At 67.8% G+C, this 18,208-nt stretch carries 16 protein-coding genes; all 16 read right to left on the reverse strand.

The features are described 5' to 3' along the window. Nucleotides 1-65 precede the first annotated feature (65 nt). A complete protein-coding gene (locus tag QZ749_RS14535) occupies nucleotides 66-842 on the reverse strand; it encodes a tetratricopeptide repeat protein (protein ID WP_296948243.1) in 777 nt (258 codons plus the stop codon). Between the two features lie 300 nt (nucleotides 843-1,142). Then, nucleotides 1,143-2,384, reverse strand: coding sequence for a cystathionine gamma-synthase family protein (locus QZ749_RS14540; RefSeq protein ID WP_296948246.1), 1,242 nt, complete (start codon nucleotides 2,382-2,384; stop codon nucleotides 1,143-1,145). Nucleotides 2,385-2,469: 85 nt separating this feature from the next. Beyond that, nucleotides 2,470-3,993, reverse strand: coding sequence for an amidophosphoribosyltransferase (gene purF / locus QZ749_RS14545; RefSeq protein WP_296948249.1), 1,524 nt, complete (start codon nucleotides 3,991-3,993; stop codon nucleotides 2,470-2,472). A 43-nt stretch (nucleotides 3,994-4,036) separates the two neighbouring features. Continuing rightward, nucleotides 4,037-4,525: a CvpA family protein gene (locus tag QZ749_RS14550; RefSeq protein WP_296948252.1), complete on the reverse strand. Its 489-nt coding sequence runs from the start codon at nucleotides 4,523-4,525 to the stop codon at nucleotides 4,037-4,039. 38 nt (nucleotides 4,526-4,563) lie between these two features. Then, on the reverse strand, nucleotides 4,564-5,646 hold the full coding sequence (locus QZ749_RS14555) for an SPOR domain-containing protein (protein ID WP_296948254.1): 1,083 nt from the start codon (nucleotides 5,644-5,646) through the stop codon (nucleotides 4,564-4,566). Nucleotides 5,647-5,655: 9 nt separating this feature from the next. Then, the gene (folC, locus tag QZ749_RS14560; RefSeq protein WP_296948256.1) at nucleotides 5,656-6,954 is read right to left on the reverse strand and encodes a bifunctional tetrahydrofolate synthase/dihydrofolate synthase; all 1,299 of its coding nucleotides are present in this window, start codon (nucleotides 6,952-6,954) and stop codon (nucleotides 5,656-5,658) included. Between the two features lie 91 nt (nucleotides 6,955-7,045). Continuing rightward, nucleotides 7,046-7,918 carry an acetyl-CoA carboxylase, carboxyltransferase subunit beta gene (gene accD / locus QZ749_RS14565; protein ID WP_296948258.1) on the reverse strand — a complete coding sequence of 291 codons (873 nt, stop codon included), beginning with the start codon at nucleotides 7,916-7,918 and terminating at the stop codon, nucleotides 7,046-7,048. A 133-nt stretch (nucleotides 7,919-8,051) separates the two neighbouring features. Next, nucleotides 8,052-8,447, reverse strand: a complete 396-nt coding sequence (locus QZ749_RS14570) for an ASCH domain-containing protein (protein WP_296948261.1) — start codon at nucleotides 8,445-8,447, stop codon at nucleotides 8,052-8,054. A gap of 2 nt (nucleotides 8,448-8,449) precedes the next feature. Continuing rightward, nucleotides 8,450-8,722 (reverse strand): hypothetical protein, encoded by a 273-nt coding sequence (locus tag QZ749_RS14575; RefSeq protein WP_296948263.1) that lies wholly within the window; start codon nucleotides 8,720-8,722, stop codon nucleotides 8,450-8,452. A gap of 112 nt (nucleotides 8,723-8,834) precedes the next feature. Beyond that, nucleotides 8,835-9,635 carry a tryptophan synthase subunit alpha gene (trpA, locus tag QZ749_RS14580; RefSeq protein WP_296948265.1) on the reverse strand — a complete coding sequence of 267 codons (801 nt, stop codon included), beginning with the start codon at nucleotides 9,633-9,635 and terminating at the stop codon, nucleotides 8,835-8,837. Between the two features lie 41 nt (nucleotides 9,636-9,676). After that, nucleotides 9,677-10,933: a tryptophan synthase subunit beta gene (trpB, locus tag QZ749_RS14585; RefSeq protein ID WP_296948268.1), complete on the reverse strand. Its 1,257-nt coding sequence runs from the start codon at nucleotides 10,931-10,933 to the stop codon at nucleotides 9,677-9,679. Beyond that, nucleotides 10,905-11,642, reverse strand: coding sequence for a phosphoribosylanthranilate isomerase (locus QZ749_RS14590; RefSeq protein ID WP_296948694.1), 738 nt, complete (start codon nucleotides 11,640-11,642; stop codon nucleotides 10,905-10,907). The genes trpB and QZ749_RS14590 overlap by 29 nt, the downstream gene beginning before the upstream one ends. Nucleotides 11,643-11,714: 72 nt before the next feature. Further along, on the reverse strand, nucleotides 11,715-12,500 hold the full coding sequence (gene truA, locus QZ749_RS14595; protein ID WP_296948271.1) for a tRNA pseudouridine(38-40) synthase TruA: 786 nt from the start codon (nucleotides 12,498-12,500) through the stop codon (nucleotides 11,715-11,717). A 37-nt stretch (nucleotides 12,501-12,537) separates the two neighbouring features. Further along, on the reverse strand, nucleotides 12,538-15,585 hold the full coding sequence (locus QZ749_RS14600) for a FimV/HubP family polar landmark protein (RefSeq protein WP_296948273.1): 3,048 nt from the start codon (nucleotides 15,583-15,585) through the stop codon (nucleotides 12,538-12,540). Between the two features lie 302 nt (nucleotides 15,586-15,887). Further along, nucleotides 15,888-17,009 carry an aspartate-semialdehyde dehydrogenase gene (gene asd, locus QZ749_RS14605; protein WP_296948697.1) on the reverse strand — a complete coding sequence of 374 codons (1,122 nt, stop codon included), beginning with the start codon at nucleotides 17,007-17,009 and terminating at the stop codon, nucleotides 15,888-15,890. Between the two features lie 123 nt (nucleotides 17,010-17,132). Beyond that, nucleotides 17,133-18,203, reverse strand: coding sequence for a 3-isopropylmalate dehydrogenase (gene leuB / locus QZ749_RS14610; RefSeq protein ID WP_296948276.1), 1,071 nt, complete (start codon nucleotides 18,201-18,203; stop codon nucleotides 17,133-17,135). Between the last annotated feature and the right edge of the window lie 5 nt (nucleotides 18,204-18,208).

Raw genomic sequence — 18,208 nt, forward strand, 5'->3', positions numbered from 1 at the left:
CACGCTCAACCGCCGACAGATCGCAGCCTCGACGCCCCGTACGACGGCAAGTCCGGAGAACAGAATTATTGCGCCGGCGGCGGCGTCACATTGCGGACGGTATAGCCGACCTGGCGACGCATGGTCTGCATCCGCTCGATCTCGTCGCGACCGCCGTCATTGCGGATGGATTCGGTCTTGACGTAGGCTTCGGTTGCACCGTGCCAGGCAGCCTCTTCGCTGGCAAAGCGTTTGGCCTCCTCCTGGGCTTCGCTGATCAGCTTGCTGTACACCGCGTCCAGGTGCTTCTGTGCCTGCTTTCCTTCTGCGGGTGTCATCATGTCGACGACGTCGGCCGGGATACGCTTGCCCGGCGGCAGCGCATCGTTCACGCTGTCGACGAAACGGTTATAGCAGGCATGCCAGTCCGCGATCATCTTGCCGGTCTGCTGGATCTGCGCCCGGGTCTGGGACACCGCAGGCAATTGCGGGCGCTTGCAGGCACCGGCGCGCAAATCCTCGCCCTGGTATGCCGTGGTCCAGTAGGTGATTTCCTGGCCTCGGGTCTCGCGGCGCTTCAAGCTCGCCAGGCTGGCCGCGGCATCGGCATTGCCGGCAGCGGCGGAACGTTCGAACCAGCGCTTCGCCAGCGCAAGGTCAGCGGTCGTACCGTCGCCGAACCAGTACAGCTCGCCCAGGCGCATCTGCGCTTCCGGATTGCCCGCTTCGGCAAGCTTCCGGTACAGAGGCAGTGCCTTGTCGTAGGCCTGTTCGGCGAGCAGGCGATTGGCTTGCGCGAGGTCATCCGCGGCCGCGGCGACGCCGGCAGCCGCCAGCAGGGCGATGCACAGCAGGCGTTTCATGTTTTCCCTTTCAAATAGATGTTCTAGAAAATCGTAAAACAGCATTACCAAGGAATCAACATCTTCCAACACAAATTACGCATATGCAGCTTATCGAGCACTTGTCCGATGGCGTCGGTATTGCGGTCACCGAAAGGGACGACGACACACGTCCACGCGACATTCCCTTGCAGCGCAGATACCAGGCAATGTCTGCATGATCAGACGATCCTAGAACATTCAAACGAGGGTGGCAACAAACGCTTTGTATCGATTGTTTCCTCCATGCCAACCGCATTGCCAGCATGGCCGATGCCTTGCTCAGCCCGCCAGCGCCCCTCCGAAGTCGGCCAGCAGGTCCTCCGTATCCTCAATGCCCACCGAGACGCGGATCAGCGACTCGGCAATGCCCATGCTGGCGCGGCGTTGCGCCCCCATCTCGAAGAAGATCGTGTGCGCGACCGGGATCACGAGGGTGCGCGTGTCGCCCAGGTTACTGGCGGGAATCGCCACGCGCAGGCGGTTCAGGTAGTCGAAGCAGTCGATGCCATCCTTCAGCTCGAACGAGAACAGCGAGCCATAGCTGCGGAACAAGTCGGTGGCCAGCGCATGCTGCGGGTGCGACGGCAGGCCCGGGTAGTGGACGGCGGCCACGCGCGCATCCGCCTCGAGCATGCGCGCCAGCGCCAGCGCATTGGCGCAGGTGCGCTCCATGCGCAGGGCCAGCGTCTCGGCGCCGACGGCGATGTGGTGCGCGGCCTCGGGGGCGAGCGAGGCGCCGAAGTCGCGCAGCGCCTTGGCGCGCAGCTGGGCCATGCCCTGGGCCTTCGGCGGCTGCTTGCGGAAGTTGTCGGCGATGTTCGGATAGGCGCTCCAGTCGAACAGGCCGGTATCGGTCAGCGCGCCGCCCAGCGCCATGCCGTGGCCGCCGATCGACTTGGTCAGGGAATTGACCACCAGGCCGGCGCCGACCGCCTTCGGACGGAACAGCCAGGGCGTGGTCATCGTGTTGTCGACCACGTAGAGGATGCCGCGCGCGCGGCACAGTTCGCCGATGCGGGCCAGGTCGGCGATCTGGGTGCGCGGGTTGGCGATGGTCTCGACGAACACGATGCGCGTGTCCGGCCGCAGCGCAGCTTGCACGTTGGCGACGTCGGTGGCATCGACGAAGGACACGTCGATGCCCTGCCCCGCCACCGTGTTCCACAGGCTGTTGGTATTCCCGAACAGGAAGGACGAGGACACCACGTGGTCGCCGGCGCGCAGCAGCGCCTGGGCCAGCGCGCCGATCGCCGCCATGCCGGTGGCGAAGCACAGCGTGGCGACGCCGTCTTCCATCTTGCTGATCTTGTCTTCCAGCGCCGACACGGTCGGGTTGCCCTGGCGGCCGTAGCGGAAGCCCGGTTCCTTGCCCTGGAACACCGAGGCGAGCTGGCGCGCATCGGTATAGCCGAACGCGACCGAGGTGTGGATCGGCTTGTGCAGCGAGTTCTGCTCGATCGGCTTGCTGCGGTCGTTGTGCAGGATGGCGGTGGTGAAGCCGCGTGGGGTGGTGTCGCTCATGGTCTCGTACGAATGAAAACGGGCGCCAGCGGCGCCCGGGAAACAGAAAAGACCGGCGCCGCCGCAGGCGCGCCGGACCGGGATCTTACTCGGCGGCGACCGCCGGATTCAGGTTCAGCTGGGTGCGCACGACGTCGTCGGACGACTTGCCCGAGGACTGGTGACGGTGGTTTTCCAGCTTGTCCAGGTAGGCCGGGGTGATGTCGCCGGTGATGTAGACGCCGTCGAAGCACGAGGCCTCGACGCTGGTCAGCTCCGGATTGACGTCGGTGATCGACTTCTTGAGCGCGTCCAGGTCCTGGTACACCAGGCGGTCCGCGGTGATCTCGCGGCAGACTTCCTCGACGGTGCGGCCGTGGGCGATCAGCTCGTCGCGGGTCGGCATGTCGATGCCGTACACGTTCGGGTACAGCACCGGCGGCGCGGCCGAGGCGAAGAACACCTTGGTGGCGCCGGATTCGCGCGCCATCTGCACGATCTCGCGGCTGGTGGTGCCGCGCACGATCGAGTCGTCGACCAGCAGCACGTTCTTGCCCTTGAACTCGGACGGGATCGCGTTGAGCTTCTGGCGTACCGATTTCTTGCGCATCGCCTGGCCCGGCATGATGAAGGTGCGACCGACGTAGCGGTTCTTGATGAAGCCTTCGCGGTACTCGACGCCGAGCTTCAGCGCCAGCTGGATCGCGGCGGGACGCGACGAGTCCGGGATCGGCATCACGACGTCGATTTCCTCGACCGGGATCTCCTTGCGAATCTTGTCGGCCAGGTATTCGCCCATCTTCAGGCGGGTGGCGTACACGGAAGCGCCGTCGATGACGGAGTCCGGACGGGCCAGGTACACGTATTCGAAGGCGCAGGGGTTCAGCGACGGATTCTCCGCGCACTGGCGGGTGTGCAGCTTGCTGTCGCTGTCGACCCAGATCGCCTCGCCCGGCGCGATGTCGCGCACGAAGCGGAAGCCCAGGCCTTCCAGCGCGACGGATTCGCTGGCGACCAGGTATTCCGGACCGTTCGGGGTCTCGTTGATGCCCAGGCACAGCGGGCGGATGCCGAACGGGTCGCGGAAGGCCAGCAGGCCGTGGCCGGCGATCTGGGCGATCACGGCATAGGCGCCACGCACACGGCGGTGCACGTTGGCGACGGCCTTGAAGACGGCCTCGGCATCGAGCGTGTAGCCGTTGGCGGCGGTCTGCATCTCGTGGGCCAGCACGTTCAGCAGCACCTCGGAATCGGAGCCGGTGTTGACGTGGCGGCGGTCGATGCGGAACAGTTCGTCCTTCAGCTGCTCCTGGTTGGTCAGGTTGCCATTGTGCGCCAGCGTGATGCCGAACGGGGCGTTCACGTAGAACGGCTGCGCTTCCTCTTCGCTGGACGAGCCGGCGGTCGGATAGCGGCAGTGGCCGATGCCGGAATTGCCCATCAGCGAACGCATGTTACGGGTACGGAACACGTCGCGCACGAGGCCGTTGGCCTTGTACATCGAGAACATGCTGCTGTGATTGGTTGCAATGCCCGCCGCATCCTGGCCGCGATGTTGCAACAGCAACAAAGCGTCATACAACAGCTGGTTGACGGGGGCTTGCGAAACGACGCCGACGATGCCACACATGGTGTGCTCCTAAACTAGACAGAGGAATTGCTACAGCTAAACACTAAAACTGGACATGCTGCGCGAAGGCAGCGGGCAAGAAAGGCTTGACGGTACGCGCCCCGGTCTCCGCCATCGGCGACAGCAGCGCGTCTTTCCAGAAATCCTGCTGGGGGATGGACGTCATCCCGCACAATATGACGCCGGCCAGCACGATCACAATGCCCCGGCCCAGTCCGAACAGGCCGCCCAGGCCGCGGTCCGCGAGCGAGAGGCCGGATGCCTCGATCAGGGCGCCGATCGCGAGGGCCAGCAGGCCCATCAGCACACGCACGCCGAGGAACAGTGCAATGAAGGCAACGATCAGGCGCAGGGCCTCGCCGGGAACCACGGATGGTAGCATGGGCGCCAGTTTCGCGCCGAAGGCATTGGCCACGACGAAGGCCGCGACCCAGCCGACCAGCGACAGGATTTCCTTCACCAGGCCGCGCATCGTGCTGATCACGACCGAGGACGCCAGGATGAACAGGACGATGTAGTCGAAGATCGTCACGGCGCGTTCCGCTCTGCTCCTGTTGCGCTGGCCGGGCATCAGACCGGCGTCATGGCGCCGGACAGGCCCAGGCGGCCCAGCTTGGCGCGCACTTTTTCCGCCTCGTCGCGGCTCAGCGGGCCGATGCGGACGCGGATCAGCTCGCCAGACGCGGTGGAGGTCTTCTGGGTGTACGAACTGATGCCGGCGTCGCGCAGTTTCGCCTGCACCTCGGCCGCCTTTTCCTGGCTCGACATGGCCGCGACCTGCAGCACGAACTTCTGGCCGGCACCGGCCTTGTCGTCCTTGGCGGCCGGCTTGTCGGCGCCCTTGCCTTCCAGGATCGCCAGCGCACGCGCGCCGTCGGCCGGCTTGGCGGGCTTGTCCTCGGCGCGGGCTTCGGCCTTGCGATGGTCGTCGGCCTTCTGCCTGTCTTCCGCCTTCTGCTTCGCCAGGCGCTCGGCCCGGTCGTGCTCGGCCCTGTCGCGCTCGATCCTGTCGCGCTCGGCCTTGGCGGCGCGGTCGCGCTCGGCCAGGCGTTCCTTCTCCAGGCGTTCGCGCTCCAGGCGCTGCGCGCGGTCGGCGCGTTCCTGCTCGATGCGCTCGCGCTCGGCCAGGCGGGCGTCGGCCTTCGGCTCCGGCGCCGCGGCCGGCTCGCGCGGGGCGGCGGCGGGCGCGATGGGGGTGACGGGGGTGACGGGCGCGGGCGAGGTGGCCCGCGCAGCGGCCGGTTTCGCATCCGGCGCGGCGACGACTTCCTCGCCCGAATCGACGCTGTCCTCGGCGGCCACGGCCTTGTCGGCGTCGGGCACCGGCAGCGGGGCCGCCTTGTCCTTCGAGGGGATCTGGATCGCGATGTCGCCGGCCACCGGCTTGGGTTCGGAATCGAGCAGCATCGGCAGGCCGACGGCGGCGGCCAGCGCCAGCGCGATGGCGCCGACGAGGCGGCGGCGAGCGCGCTTCTTTTCGGGCAGCATGGGATCGTTGCCGGCGCGGCGCGTGGCGCCGCCGCCCGCACTGGCCGGACGCTTGGCGCGGGCGCGTTCGCCGTAGGCGGCGTCATCGTCCTTGCTGTAGAAGCGGCCGCTGTCCTGGGCGGTACGGTCTTGCTTGTTTTTTTTGAAGAACGAGAACAAGCCCATGCGTTTCAATCAGTGAAGGGAGTGTTTACGGGCCGCCATGACGCCGGCCACGGTGTAGAACGAACCAAAGACCACTATTCTATCATCCTGTCCGGCCCGGCTAGTTGCATCCGCGAACGCCGCGGCCGGGTCGGCGAACCCCTGCACCGAGAATTCGTCCGGCGCGGCGCCGGCCGGGCGCTTCGCCGCGATCTTCGCGGCCAGTGCGGCGACGTCGGCCGAACGCGGCGACGGCAGCGCCGCCAGGCACCAGTGGTCGACGTGGGGCGCCAGCTGGTCGACGACGGCGTCGATGTCCTTGTCCTGCATGATGCCGAACACCGCATAGGTAAAGCGGTGGAAACCCATATTGCCCAGGTTCTGGGCCAGCGTGGCGGCCGCGTGCGGGTTGTGCGCCACGTCCAGCACCGTGGTCGGGCGGCCCGGCAGCACCTGGAAGCGGCCCGGCAGCTCGACCAGGGCCAGGCCGGTGCGCACTTCCTGCGCGCCCACCGGCAGCACGATGCGCAGCGCTTCCAGCGCGGCCAGCGCGGCCGCCGCATTGAGCAGCTGGTTGGCGCCGCGCAGCGCCGGGTAGGCCAGCGAATTGCGGCGCTGGCCGCGGCCGCCGTAGGCCCACTGCTGCTTGTCGCCCTGGTAATTGAAGTCGCGGCCGATCAGCCACAGGTCGGCGCCGATCGCGGCGGCGTGGTCGATCAGCGATTGCGGCGGCTGCGGATCGCTGCAGATCGCCGGCTTGCCCGGACGGAAAATGCCGGCCTTCTCGAAACCGATTTCCTCGCGCGTGTCGCCCAGGTAATCCTTGTGGTCGATGTCGATGCTGGTCACGATCGAGACGTCGGCGTCGATCACGTTGACGGCATCGAGGCGCCCGCCCAGGCCCACCTCGAGGATCGCCACGTCGATGCTCGACGTCGACAGCAGGCGCATGATGGCCAGCGTGGTGAATTCGAAATAGGTCAGGTCGATCTCGCCGCGCTGCGCCTCGACGTCGTTGAAGGCGCCGACCAGCGCCTCGTCCGACGCCATCTCGCCGTTGATGCGGGCGCGCTCGTTGAAGTCGAGGAAATGCGGCTTGATGTACAGGCCGGTGCGGTAGCCGCCGTGCAGCAGGATCGATTCCAGCATGGCGCAGGTCGAGCCCTTGCCGTTGGTGCCGGCGACCATGATCACGGGGCAGGAAAACGCCAGGCCCATGCGCTCCTTGACGGTGCGCACGCGGTCCAGGCCCATGTCGATATGGGTTTCGGCATGGCGCGACTCGAGCAGCGCCAGCCAGTCGGGCAAGGTGGTGGGGAGAGTTTGCATGGGATATCCGGATGAAGCCTGGAGGCACGGGCCTGGAAACGCGAACGGCCGGCGGCCCGCTGGGGACCGCCGGCCGCGCCGGTGGGACGGATCAGGCGATGACGTCGGCGGGCTGGCTCTGCAGCAGAGCCAGCAGGCGCGCGATTTCCTCGCGCATCTTGCGGCGGTCGACGATCATGTCGATGGCGCCCTTCTGGACCAGGAACTCGGCGCGCTGGAAGCCTTCCGGCAGCTTTTCGCGCACGGTGTTCTCGATCACGCGCGGGCCGGCGAAGCCGATCAGGGCCTTCGGCTCGGCCATCACGACGTCGCCCATGAAGGCGAACGAGGCCGACACGCCGCCCATGGTCGGGTCGGTCAGCACGCTAATGAACGGCAGCTTTTTCTCGGCCAGCTTGGTCAGCATGGCGGTGGTCTTGGCCATCTGCATCAGCGACAGCAGGCCTTCCTGCATGCGCGCGCCGCCGGTGGCGGTGATGCAGATGAACGGCACCTTCTGTTCCAGGGCGACCTGGGCGCCGCGGGCGAAGCGCTCGCCGACGACGGAACCCATCGAACCGCCCATGAACTCGAATTCGAAGCAGGCCACGACGACCGGCAAGCTCATGATGGAGCCGCCCTGCACGATCAGCGCGTCGGTTTCGCCGGTGGCGTCCATCGCGGCCTTGAGGCGGTCGGGATACTTCTTGCTGTCCTTGAACTTGAGGGTGTCGACCGGCAGCGCGTCCTGGCCGATCTCGTAGCGGCCGCCTTCGTCGAGCAGCGCGTCGAGGCGGTCACGCGCGCGGATGCGCATGTGGTGGCTGCACTTCGGGCAGACGTGCAGGTTCGCATCCAGGTCGGCGCGGTACAGGACCGACTCGCACGACGGGCACTTGACCCACAGGCCCTCGGGCATGGTCTGTTTTTTGGCGGCATCGGAGCGCTGGATCCGTGGGGGCAGCAGTTTTTCCAACCAACTCATGTGTTCTCCTTTGCGGCAAATCGGAATTTGGCGGTAGTGTAGCCGGTCGGAATGCTCTTGTCGAATGCTTGCTCTAATTTACGACTGCACCGACTTGCTTGTTCAATAACGCTGGAAACCGCATGCCCGGCCGTCATTCGACCGCGGCCACCTCGACGAGTTCGAAGTGCAGCGCCACGAATTCGGTGGCGTCGTCGAGCCGCTTGTCCGGCATGCAGGCGACGTGGCAGTCCTGGAACGCGCGGGCGCTGTCGAAGCCTTCGGCGCGCCAGACGTCCTCGGGGATCGCGCCGAACAGGATGCGCCGGACCCGGGTCGCGCGGATCGTGCAGCGCCGGCGCCCGCGCGGATCGAGGACGTCGACCAGCTCGCCGGCGGCATAGCCGCCCTCGCCCAGCGCGCCGTAGCCCCGATAGTAATCCTCGACGAGATCGGCGGTCGCCGTCTTGCGCCCGGCGATGACGTCGCGCACGAGGCTGTCGTCGTCGGGGTCGGCGCTCCAGAAGGTCAGGCGCTTGCGCACGGCCACGTTCACTCGCCCTTGGCCGTGGCCGTGGTGAACTCGATGCCGCCGATGCGCGCGGCGATGCCGTTGTAGAGCCAGGCGCCGAGGAATGTGAACACGAAGCCGATCGCCGTGTACAGGACCGGCACCAGCAGCAGCATGACGACCGACACCGGCTGGCCCTGCAGCGCCAGCGGGATCATCGACACCAGGGCCAGCGGGATCGAGATGACCAGGTAGAGGGCGGCCATCACCTTGGCCGTCTGCAGCTTGGAGATACTGACCAATCGGGTTTTCATGGCTATCTTAAGAAATTGAACTAACGTCAATGTAACCCAAGTGTCTTGCCGCGCAAACAAAAAACCGGGCGCCTGGCCCGGTCCTTCGGCAGCGGCAAGCGCCGGCCGCGGCTCAGCGCCCGTCCAGCGCCGCCCGGATCCCGGCGACGAAGTCGCGCACCGCCTGCGGCCCCTGCTCCTTCGGCGTGTTTTCCAGTTCCTGGATGATGCGGCTGCCGATCACGACGGCATCGGCCACCTCGGCCACCGATTTCGCGGTCTGCGCGTCGCGGATGCCGAAGCCGACGCCGATCGGCAGGGCCACGTGCTCGCGGATCGCGGCGACGCGGCGCGCCACGTCGGCCGTGTCGATGCCGCCGGCCCCCGTCACGCCCTTGAGCGAGACGTAGTAGGAAAAGCCGCTGCCGTGGCGCGCCACCTGCTGGATGCGCGCCGTGGTCGAGGTCGGCGCCAGCAGGAAGATCAGGTCGAGGCCGTTCTCCTTCATCTCGGCCGCGAATTCCTCGCACTCTTCCGGCGGGTAGTCGACGACGATGGCGCCGTCGGCCCCTGCCTCTTTCGCCTGGCGGATGAATTCCGACGGGCCCATGCGCTCGATCGGGTTGGCATAGCCCATCAGGACGACGGGCGTGTGCTGGTTCTTTTCGCGGAACTGGCGCACGTAGCCGAGGACGTCCTTCATGCCGATGCCGAAGGCCAGCGCGCGTTCGCAGGCGCGCTGGATGACGGGGCCTTCGGCCATCGGGTCGGAGAACGGGACGCCGAGTTCGAGGACGTCGGCGCCGCCCTCGACGAGGGCGTGCAGCAGCGCAACGGTCAATTCCGGGCCGGGGTCGCCGGCGGTGATGAAGGTGACGAGGCCGGTCTTGCCCTGTTCCTTCAGGGCGTCGAAAGTCTGTGCAATGCGGGACATGCTGTTTTCCTTTGTTCGGGTAGTGGGAGACGGCGCGCGGATCAACCGAAGTCGAGTCCGGCCCGTTGCGCCACGGTGTGCATGTCCTTGTCGCCGCGGCCCGACAAATTGACCAGGATGATCTGGTCCTGCGGCAGCGTCGGCGCCAGCTTGGCCGCGTAGGCGATCGCGTGCGAGGATTCCAGCGCCGGGATGATGCCCTCGATGCGGCAGCAGTCGTGGAAGGCGGCCAGCGCCTCGTCGTCCGTGATCGACACGTACTCGGCGCGCTTGCTGTCCTTCAGCCACGCATGCTCGGGCCCGACGCCCGGATAGTCCAGGCCCGCCGAGACGGAATGCGTCTCGATGATCTGGCCGTTGTCGTCCTGCAGCAGGTAGGTGCGGTTGCCGTGCAGGACGCCGGGGAAGCCGGCCGTGAGCGACGCTGCGTGCTTGCCGGAATCCAGGCCCTCGCCCGCCGCCTCGACGCCCACGAGCTTGACGCCCGGCTCGTCGATGTACGGGTAGAAGATGCCCATCGCGTTGGAACCGCCGCCGATGCAGGCGACCACGTAGTCCGGCTGGCGGCCCGTCATGGCCGGCATCTGCACGAGGCATTCCTCGCCGATGACGGACTGGAAGTCGCGCACCATCATCGGGTACGGGTGCGGGCCGGCCACGGTGCCGATGATGTAGAACGTGTTCTCGATGTTGGTGACCCAGTCGCGCATCGCCTCGTTGAGCGCGTCCTTCAGCGTCTTCGAGCCGGATTCGACCGGCACGACGGTGGCGCCCAGCAGCTTCATGCGGTAGACGTTCTGGGCCTGGCGCTTGACGTCCTCGGCGCCCATGTAGACCACGCATTCGAGGCCGAAGCGCGCGCAGATCGTGGCCGTGGCCACGCCGTGCTGGCCGGCGCCGGTCTCGGCGATGATGCGCGGCTTGCCCATGCGGCGCGCCAGCAGGGCCTGGCCGATGACGTTGTTGATCTTGTGGGCGCCGGTGTGGTTCAGGTCTTCGCGCTTGAAATAGATCTGCGCGCCCAGGTTGCCGGAGGCGCCCTGCTGCGACCAGCGCTTGGCATGGTAGACCGGCGACGGGCGGCCGACGAAGTGCGCCAGCTCGTAGCGGAATTCCTCGAGGAAGGCCGGGTCCTGGCTGAAGCGCGCATAGGCTTCGTTCAGCTCGGCCAGCGCATGGCTGAGGGTTTCGGCGACGAAGCTGCCGCCGTAGGGACCGAAGTGGCCGGACGCGTCCGGCAATTGGTAGTCGGGAGTCTTGAACAGCGCCTCAGCGCCGGTGTTCGGATTGGCTTTCATGGTGTGCTCGGCTTTCGATGGTGGCATCCTGTGCCCGCACCGCGTCGACGAACGCGGCGATCAAACGGGCATCCTTGATCCCCTTGGCCGCCTCGACACCGCTACTGATGTCGACCGCGAAGGGGCGTACCTGCGCCACCGCGCCAGTCACGTTGTGTACGCTCAAGCCACCACTCAAAACGACCCGAGGCGCGAGCTCTTTTGGGATAAGAGACCAATCGAAGACCTTTCCTGCGCCGCCGTAGGCGTCGACCCAGGTGTCGAGCAGGAGGCTCGAGAACCAGGCGCTGGCGGCGCGGTATTGCGATTCCGATTCTAGCAGTTCGCTCGGGTCCGTGTCAGGTTTGACGCGATACGCCCGCATGAACGGCCGCTGGACCGCGGCGGCGATGGCGGCGCATTCGGCCGGCGTCTCGTCGCCGTGGAACTGCAGCAGGGCCACGGGGCCGGCCTCGACCACGGCGCGCACCTCGTCCACGGTCGCGTTGACGAACAGCGCGACGGCGCCGACGAAGGGCGGCAGGTGCGCGGCCAGCGCGGCGAAGCGCTGCGGCGTCACGTGGCGCGGGCTCTTCGGGTAGAACACGAAGCCCAGGGCATCGGCGCCGGCGTGCACGGCGTCGCGCAGGTCCTGTTCGCGGGTGATGCCGCAGATCTTGATTCGGGTACGTGTCATGGTTCCTGTCCTCGCATGCGGATGGTGTCGCAGGGCCGCCGGGTTTGCCTTTGCGGCTGAATACCGGGGTCAGAGCCCCTGAAAATCAACACCGGGCTCTGACCCCTACAACCAGGGCAGCGGCGCAGAAGCCTCCTGCGGCAGCCCCCACTTCGGATCGTAGTCGATCGCCGCCAGGTACAGCCCGTCCGGCATGAAGGTGGGCGCCGCCGCGTCGCGCGAACGCGCCGCCAGCACCTCGGCCATCCATTCCGGCGCGTTGCGTCCCGTGCCCACGTAGATCAGCGAGCCGACGATGTTCCTCACCATGTGGTGCAGGAAGGCCGAGGCGCGCACCGTGAACACGACCAGGTCGCCCATGCGCTCGATCTTCACCTCGTGCATCTGCTTGACGGGCGAATTGGCCTGGCAGCCGGACGCGCGGAAGCTCGTGAAATCGTGCGTGCCGATCAGGTGGGCGGCGGCGGCGCGCATGCGCTCCACGTCGAGCGGACGGAACACCCAGCCGGCGCGCCCGGCCAGCAGCGCGGACGGATTGGCGTGGTTGTACAGCACGTAGTGGTAGGTGCGCGAGCGCGCCGAGAAGCGCGCATGGAACTGCTCGCGTTCCGGCGCCGGCGCGAGCGCGTGCGCCCAGCGCACCACGATCGAGTCCGGCAGGAAGGCATTGGTGCCGCGCACCCAGGACTGCGGCGCGCGGTCGAGGTCCGTGTCGAAGTGGATCACCTGCTCGATCGCGTGCACGCCGGCGTCGGTGCGGCCGGCGCAGGTCGTGTGCAGGGGCGTGCGCGCGAACTGCTCGAGGGCGATCTCGATCCGGTCCTGGACCGTGTCGCGCGATGGTTGTTTCTGGTACCCGTTCCAGGCGGTGCCCACGTACTGGACACCCATTGCGATGCGGGTCGACTGCTGTGTCAAATCCTCTGCCTCATGCCAGCGCCGCGCGCAATGCGTTGGCGCGGCTTACCTGTTCGTCGCTGCCGCCGCGGATGACTTCCTCGAGCAGCTCGCGCGCGCCTTCCTTGTCGCCGATCTCCTGGTACGCGATCGCCAGGTCGAGCTTGGTTTCCATTTCCATGTGGGCGGCCGACAACGCGCCGCCGCCATTGCCGTCGTCGCCACCCGACAGGCTGTGCACTTCCGGCAGCGGCAGCGTGCCGTCGCCCGGCAGGTCGAGGTCCATGGCCGCCAGGTCGAACTGCGGCTCGACGCGGTCGCTTTCGGCGAACTGCGCGCCGGAGGCGGCCGGGGTCGCGGTCTGCAGCTCGTCCGGCAGCGCCTCGAGCGGCCGGGTCGGCAGGTGCGACAGGTCGAACAGCGGATCGTCCGCGGCCGGCGACGGGTTCGATGCCAGCGCCGGTGCCGGCTCGAAGGCGAAGTCGAGCGGCTCGTCCAGGCGCGGGACCGCCGGCGCCTCGGCCGGCGCCGGCGCCGGCTGCTTGTCCGCGAGGCCGAAGTCCATCGTGTCGAGGTCGAACAACGGATCGTCCAGTTCGTTCGCCGCACGGGCCTGCTCCGGCGCCGCGGCGCGCTCGGCCGGCAGTTCGGGCAGTTCCGGCAGGTCGAATTCCTTCGCCAGGTCGGCCATGTCGATGTCGCTCGCCGCGGCCTGCGCCGGCGACAGCAGCGGCGCCGGGGTCGGCGCCGGCGTCGGCGCCTGGTCGAACGCCAGGTCGAACAGCGGGTCTTCCTCGATGTCCGCGACGGTCGCCGGCGCGGCCGGCGGCTGGTCCGCGGCAGCCTGGGCCGGATTGGCCGGCTTGGCGGGGGCATCGAAATCCATGTCGAACGTGAAGTCGAGCGGATCCTCGGCCGGGCTGCGCGGCGCCGGCTCGACGACCTGCGGCGCCGGCGCGGCCGGCGTGAACGCATCCATGTCGAAGTCGAGGTCGTTGGCGTCCTTCTTGTCGAGCGACGGCGCGGCCGGGGTGGCCGTCTCGGCCGTCACCGGCTCGAACGACAGGCCGCCCAGGTCGAAGTCGAGCACATGGTCGTCGTCGACGCGGGCCGGCGCGTTCGTCACCGGTTCCGGCGCCGGCTGGGCGGTGCCCATGGCGTCGGCGAAATGCTGGTCGAAGCTCATCGGCGCACGGGCGTCTTCCTGCGCCGGGGCATGGAACGCGTCGTCGAATTCCTTCGCCAGCGGCACCGGCTGGCCCGGCTCCGCGCCGAGCGGCGCAGCGGCGGCTGCAGCGCCGCCCGCATACAGCGGATTGAACGGATCGAGCGCCAGGCCCATCGCGGCGGCCTGCGCCCATTCGTCGCCATGGCCGCGCGTGAGGCCGTGCAGCTCGCCGGCCTGGGCCTCGAAGGCGCGCGCATCCTTGCGCGCGGCATAGATCTCGAGCAGCTTCAGGCGCACCGGCAGGCGTTCCGGGTGCGTGCGCAGCGCTTCCTTCAGGATTTCCTCGGCCTGGGCATCGCGGCCGTAGGCGATGTACACGTCGGCCTCGGCCACCGGGTCCACTTCGTTGGTGTCGAGCTGGCTGGCGGACGGCGCGAAGCTGGAATTGAACACGCTGTTGTTGGTGTCCACGCTCTGGCCGCCGGTCTCGGCGAACAGCGAATGCGCCGGCTCGCTCGGCACGCCCAGGATCGACGGTTCGGCGACGGCCTTCGGTTCCTTCTTCTTGCGGCGCTGGGCCACCAGCAGGCCGGCCAGCAGCAGCGCGGCCGCGCCGCCGCCGACCAGCGGCAGGTTCTCCATCAGGAAGTCGAAGATGCCCGGCTCCGGCGCCGCGGGCGCCGGCTTGGCCGGCTTGATCGGGGGCAGCTTCTTCGGTACGGGCTTGTCCTCGGCCAGCACGGCGTCGGCCTTGGGTGCGGCGGCATTCTTCTCGGCCTCGGCGCCGGCGCGGTTCTGGACCGTGGCCAGCTTCTCGAGGTCGCCGACGTTGCGCTCCAGTTCCTTGACGCGCGACTGCGCGTCGGCCAGTTCCTTTTCCTTGGCGATGCCGTCCTCGGCGCTCATCGTCGCGCCCTTGCCCGGGGTCGGGGCCGGCGCCTGCGGCTGGGCCTTGGACAGGCGCAGCTGGTCCTGCGCCTCGTTGGCGGCGGTCGGGCGTTCCTCGACGCGCGCGGTGATCCTGCCGCCGGCGCTCTGGCCCGCCGGCGGCGCCTTGACCGGTTCCGCCGCGCCGACCTGGCCGGCCAGCTTGTTGCGGTAGGCATTGAAGTCGGCGGCCTGCGCGACCACGACGCCGCGCGCCTCGCCCGGCGACGTCGCGCGCACGCTGTCGGCATCGGGCACGGACAGGATGCGGCCCGACTTCAGGCGGTTCATGTTGTTGCCGATGAAGGCTTCCGGATTGGCGCGGTACAACGCGACCAGCATCATGTCGAGCGAGACGTTGGCCGGCTTGACGCGCGCGGCGATCTCGCCCAGCGTGTCGCCGCGCTGGACGCGGTATTCGGAGGCCGCGGCGCGCGTCTCCTGCGCCTCCTGCCCCGCCGGCTCGGCCGGAGGACGCACCTCGCTGCGGCGCGGCGCAGGCGCCGGCGCGCTCTGCGCGGGGGCGGCGGCCGGCTGCTCGGCGCGCGGGCGCGCCGGCGCGTCGTTCGCGGCCACCTGCGCGGCCTGGGTCGAACGCAGTTCGGCCGGGTCGAGCAGGAAGGTGTATTCGCGCACCAGGCGCCCGTTGTTCCACGTCAGTTCCAGCAACAGGTCGACGAAGGGCTCGTTCAGCGGCTGGGTCGAGCTGACACGGATGAACTGGCGCCCGCCGCGTTGCTCGACGGCGAAGCGCAGCGACAGCAGCGCCGGATTGAATTCGATGTTCGCGTTCCGGAACGCCTCGGGCGACGCCAGCTTCGCCGCCAGGCCGGAGGCCTCCTCGGGCGAGACCGACGTCAGTTCGATCTCGGCGCGCAGCGGCTGGCCCAGGGCGGACAGCACGGTGAGCTTGCCGAGGCCGGCAGCATGGGCCGCCGACGCCAGCACCAGCGCACTGGCGACCGCCGCGGTGAGCTTTTTCAACGCGGACGATTTCAACGGGAGGCGGTCAGTAGCATGCATAGGGTCGGAACGCAATGGGGTTGAGGCAGGCAGGATACCGCCCGCAGGTCTCGGCAACATATCATCATGCACTGTGGCATGCAAGTTCTACAGGGAGAAACACTTGCGCAAGCGCCGATCCGTAGACGGTCTGTTCATGAATTCGATGTTTTTTGGGTGGATCGGTGTCGCTGGGCCACTGCGGCGGCGCCGTCATGCTCGCGGAGAAAGCACAAAGGCGGCACGGCGGCCGCCTTTGCGCCATGTCGGCGAACCCCGACGAATCAGCTTTCCAGCACGATGCGCAGCATGCGGCGCAGCGGCTCGGCGGCGCCCCACAGCAGCTGGTCGCCGACGGTGAAGGCCGAGATGTATTCCGGGCCCATCGACATCTTGCGCACGCGGCCGACCGGGATGCCCAGGGTGCCGGTGACGGCGGCCGGGGTCAGGTCGCGCATCGACGCCTCGCGGGTGTTCGGCACGAACTTCACCCACTGGTTGTCGCCGGCGATGATGTCGTTGATCTCGTCGAGCGGCACGTCCTTCTTGAGCTTGATGGTCAGCGCCTGCGAATGGCAGCGCATCGCGCCGATGCGCACGCACAGGCCGTCGACCGGGATCACCGACGCGGTGCCGTGGCGGCCCAGGATCTTGTTGGTCTCGGCGCCTCCCTTCCACTCTTCCTTCGACTGGCCGTTGCCCAGGTCCTTGTCGATCCAGGGGATCAGGTTGCCGGCCAGCGGCACGCCGAACTGCTTCGTCTCGTCGGCGGACATGCCGTGCTGGGTGGCCAGCACGCCGCGGTCGATGTCGAGGATGGCCGACGCCGGATTGTCCAGCAGCGGCCTGACGGCGGCGTTGATGGTGCCGAACTGGGTCAGCAGCTCGCGCATGTGCTGGGCGCCGCCGCCCGATGCGGCCTGGTAGGTCATCGAGGTCATCCAGTCGACCAGGTCGTGCTTGAACAGGCCGCCCAGGCCCATCAGCATGCACGACACGGTGCAGTTGCCGCCGACGTAGTTCTTGATGCCCTTGGCCAGCGCATCCTTGATGACGTCCAGGTTGACCGGGTCGAGCACGATGACGGCGTCGTCGTTCATGCGCAGCGTCGATGCCGCGTCGATCCAGTAGCCGTTCCAGCCGGCGGCGCGCAGTTGCGGGTAGACCTCGGTCGTGTAGTCGCCGCCCTGGCACGAGATGATGATCTCGCACTTCGAGAGCTCGGCGATGTCGCTGGCGCTTTTCAGCGTGGTCTCGTTCTTTGCCATCGCCGGCGCGGCGCCGCCCGGATTCGAGGTGGTGAAGAACACCGGCTCGATGTGGGCGAAATCGCCCTCGTCCTGCATGCGCTGCATCAGGACCGAACCGACCATGCCGCGCCAACCAACCAGACCTACGAGTTTCATCATCTTCCCTTGGATATGTAAGTGTTATGTCATGCGTGGTGCGCCCGGGGAGCGCACCCTACGTCGTTGTCTGCCGTAGGGTGGGCACCCCGTGCCCACCGCACCATGCGAATAAACGCCGGCTTATGCCAACGCGTTGACGACCGCGTCGCCCATCGCCTCGGTGCCGACGCGCGTCGTGCCTTCTTCGAAGATGTCCGGCGTGCGCAGGCCCTGCTTGAGCACCGCCTTGACGGCGTTCTCGATGCGGTCCGCCTGCTCGCTCTTGCCCAGCGAGAAGCGCAGCATCATCGCGCTTGACAAGATCGTCGCCAGCGGATTGGCGATGCCCTTGCCGGCGATGTCCGGCGCCGAGCCGTGCGACGGTTCGTACAGGCCTTTGTTGTTCGCATCCAGCGAAGCCGACGGCAGCATGCCGATCGAGCCGGTCAGCATCGCCGCCGCGTCCGACAGGATGTCGCCGAACATATTGCCGGTCACGATCACGTCGAACTTCTTCGGCGCGCGCACCAGCTGCATCGCCGCGTTGTCGACGTACATGTGTTCGAGCTCGACGTCCGGGTACTCCTTGTGCACGTCGGTCACGACGTCGCGCCAGAACTGGAAGGTCTCCAGCACGTTGGCCTTGTCGACGCTGGTCACGCGCTTGTCGCGCTTGCGTGCGGCCTGGAACGCGACGTGGGCGATGCGGCGGATCTCGCCTTCGGCATAGCGCATCGTATCGAAACCTTCGCGCTGGCCCGCGAACGGGCCGTCCGGGCATTCGCGCACGCCGCGCGGCTTGCCGAAATAAATGTCGCCCGTCAGTTCGCGGATGATCAGGATGTCCAGGCCCGACACGACTTCCGGCTTGAGCGTCGAGGCGCCGGCCAGTTCCGGATACAGGATCGCCGGACGCAGGTTGGCGAACAGCCCCAGTTCCTTGCGCAGGCCCAGGATGGCCTGCTCGGGACGCAGCGCGCGCTCCAGCGTGTCGTACCGGTAGTCGCCGACGGCGCCGAACAGCACGGCATCCGCGCGCTTGGCCAGCGCCAGCGTGGCGGGCGGCAGCGGGTGGCCGTGGGCGGCGTAGCCGGCGCCGCCGACGTCCGCGCTCTCCAGCTCGAATTGTTCGCCCAGGGCGTTCAGCACCTTGACCGCCTGCGCCGTGATTTCCGGGCCGATGCCGTCGCCCGGCAGGATTGCAATCTTCATGGTCT

The sequence above is a fragment of the uncultured Massilia sp. genome (assembly GCF_913773735.1).
Classification (GTDB): Bacteria; Pseudomonadota; Gammaproteobacteria; order Burkholderiales; family Burkholderiaceae_D; genus Telluria.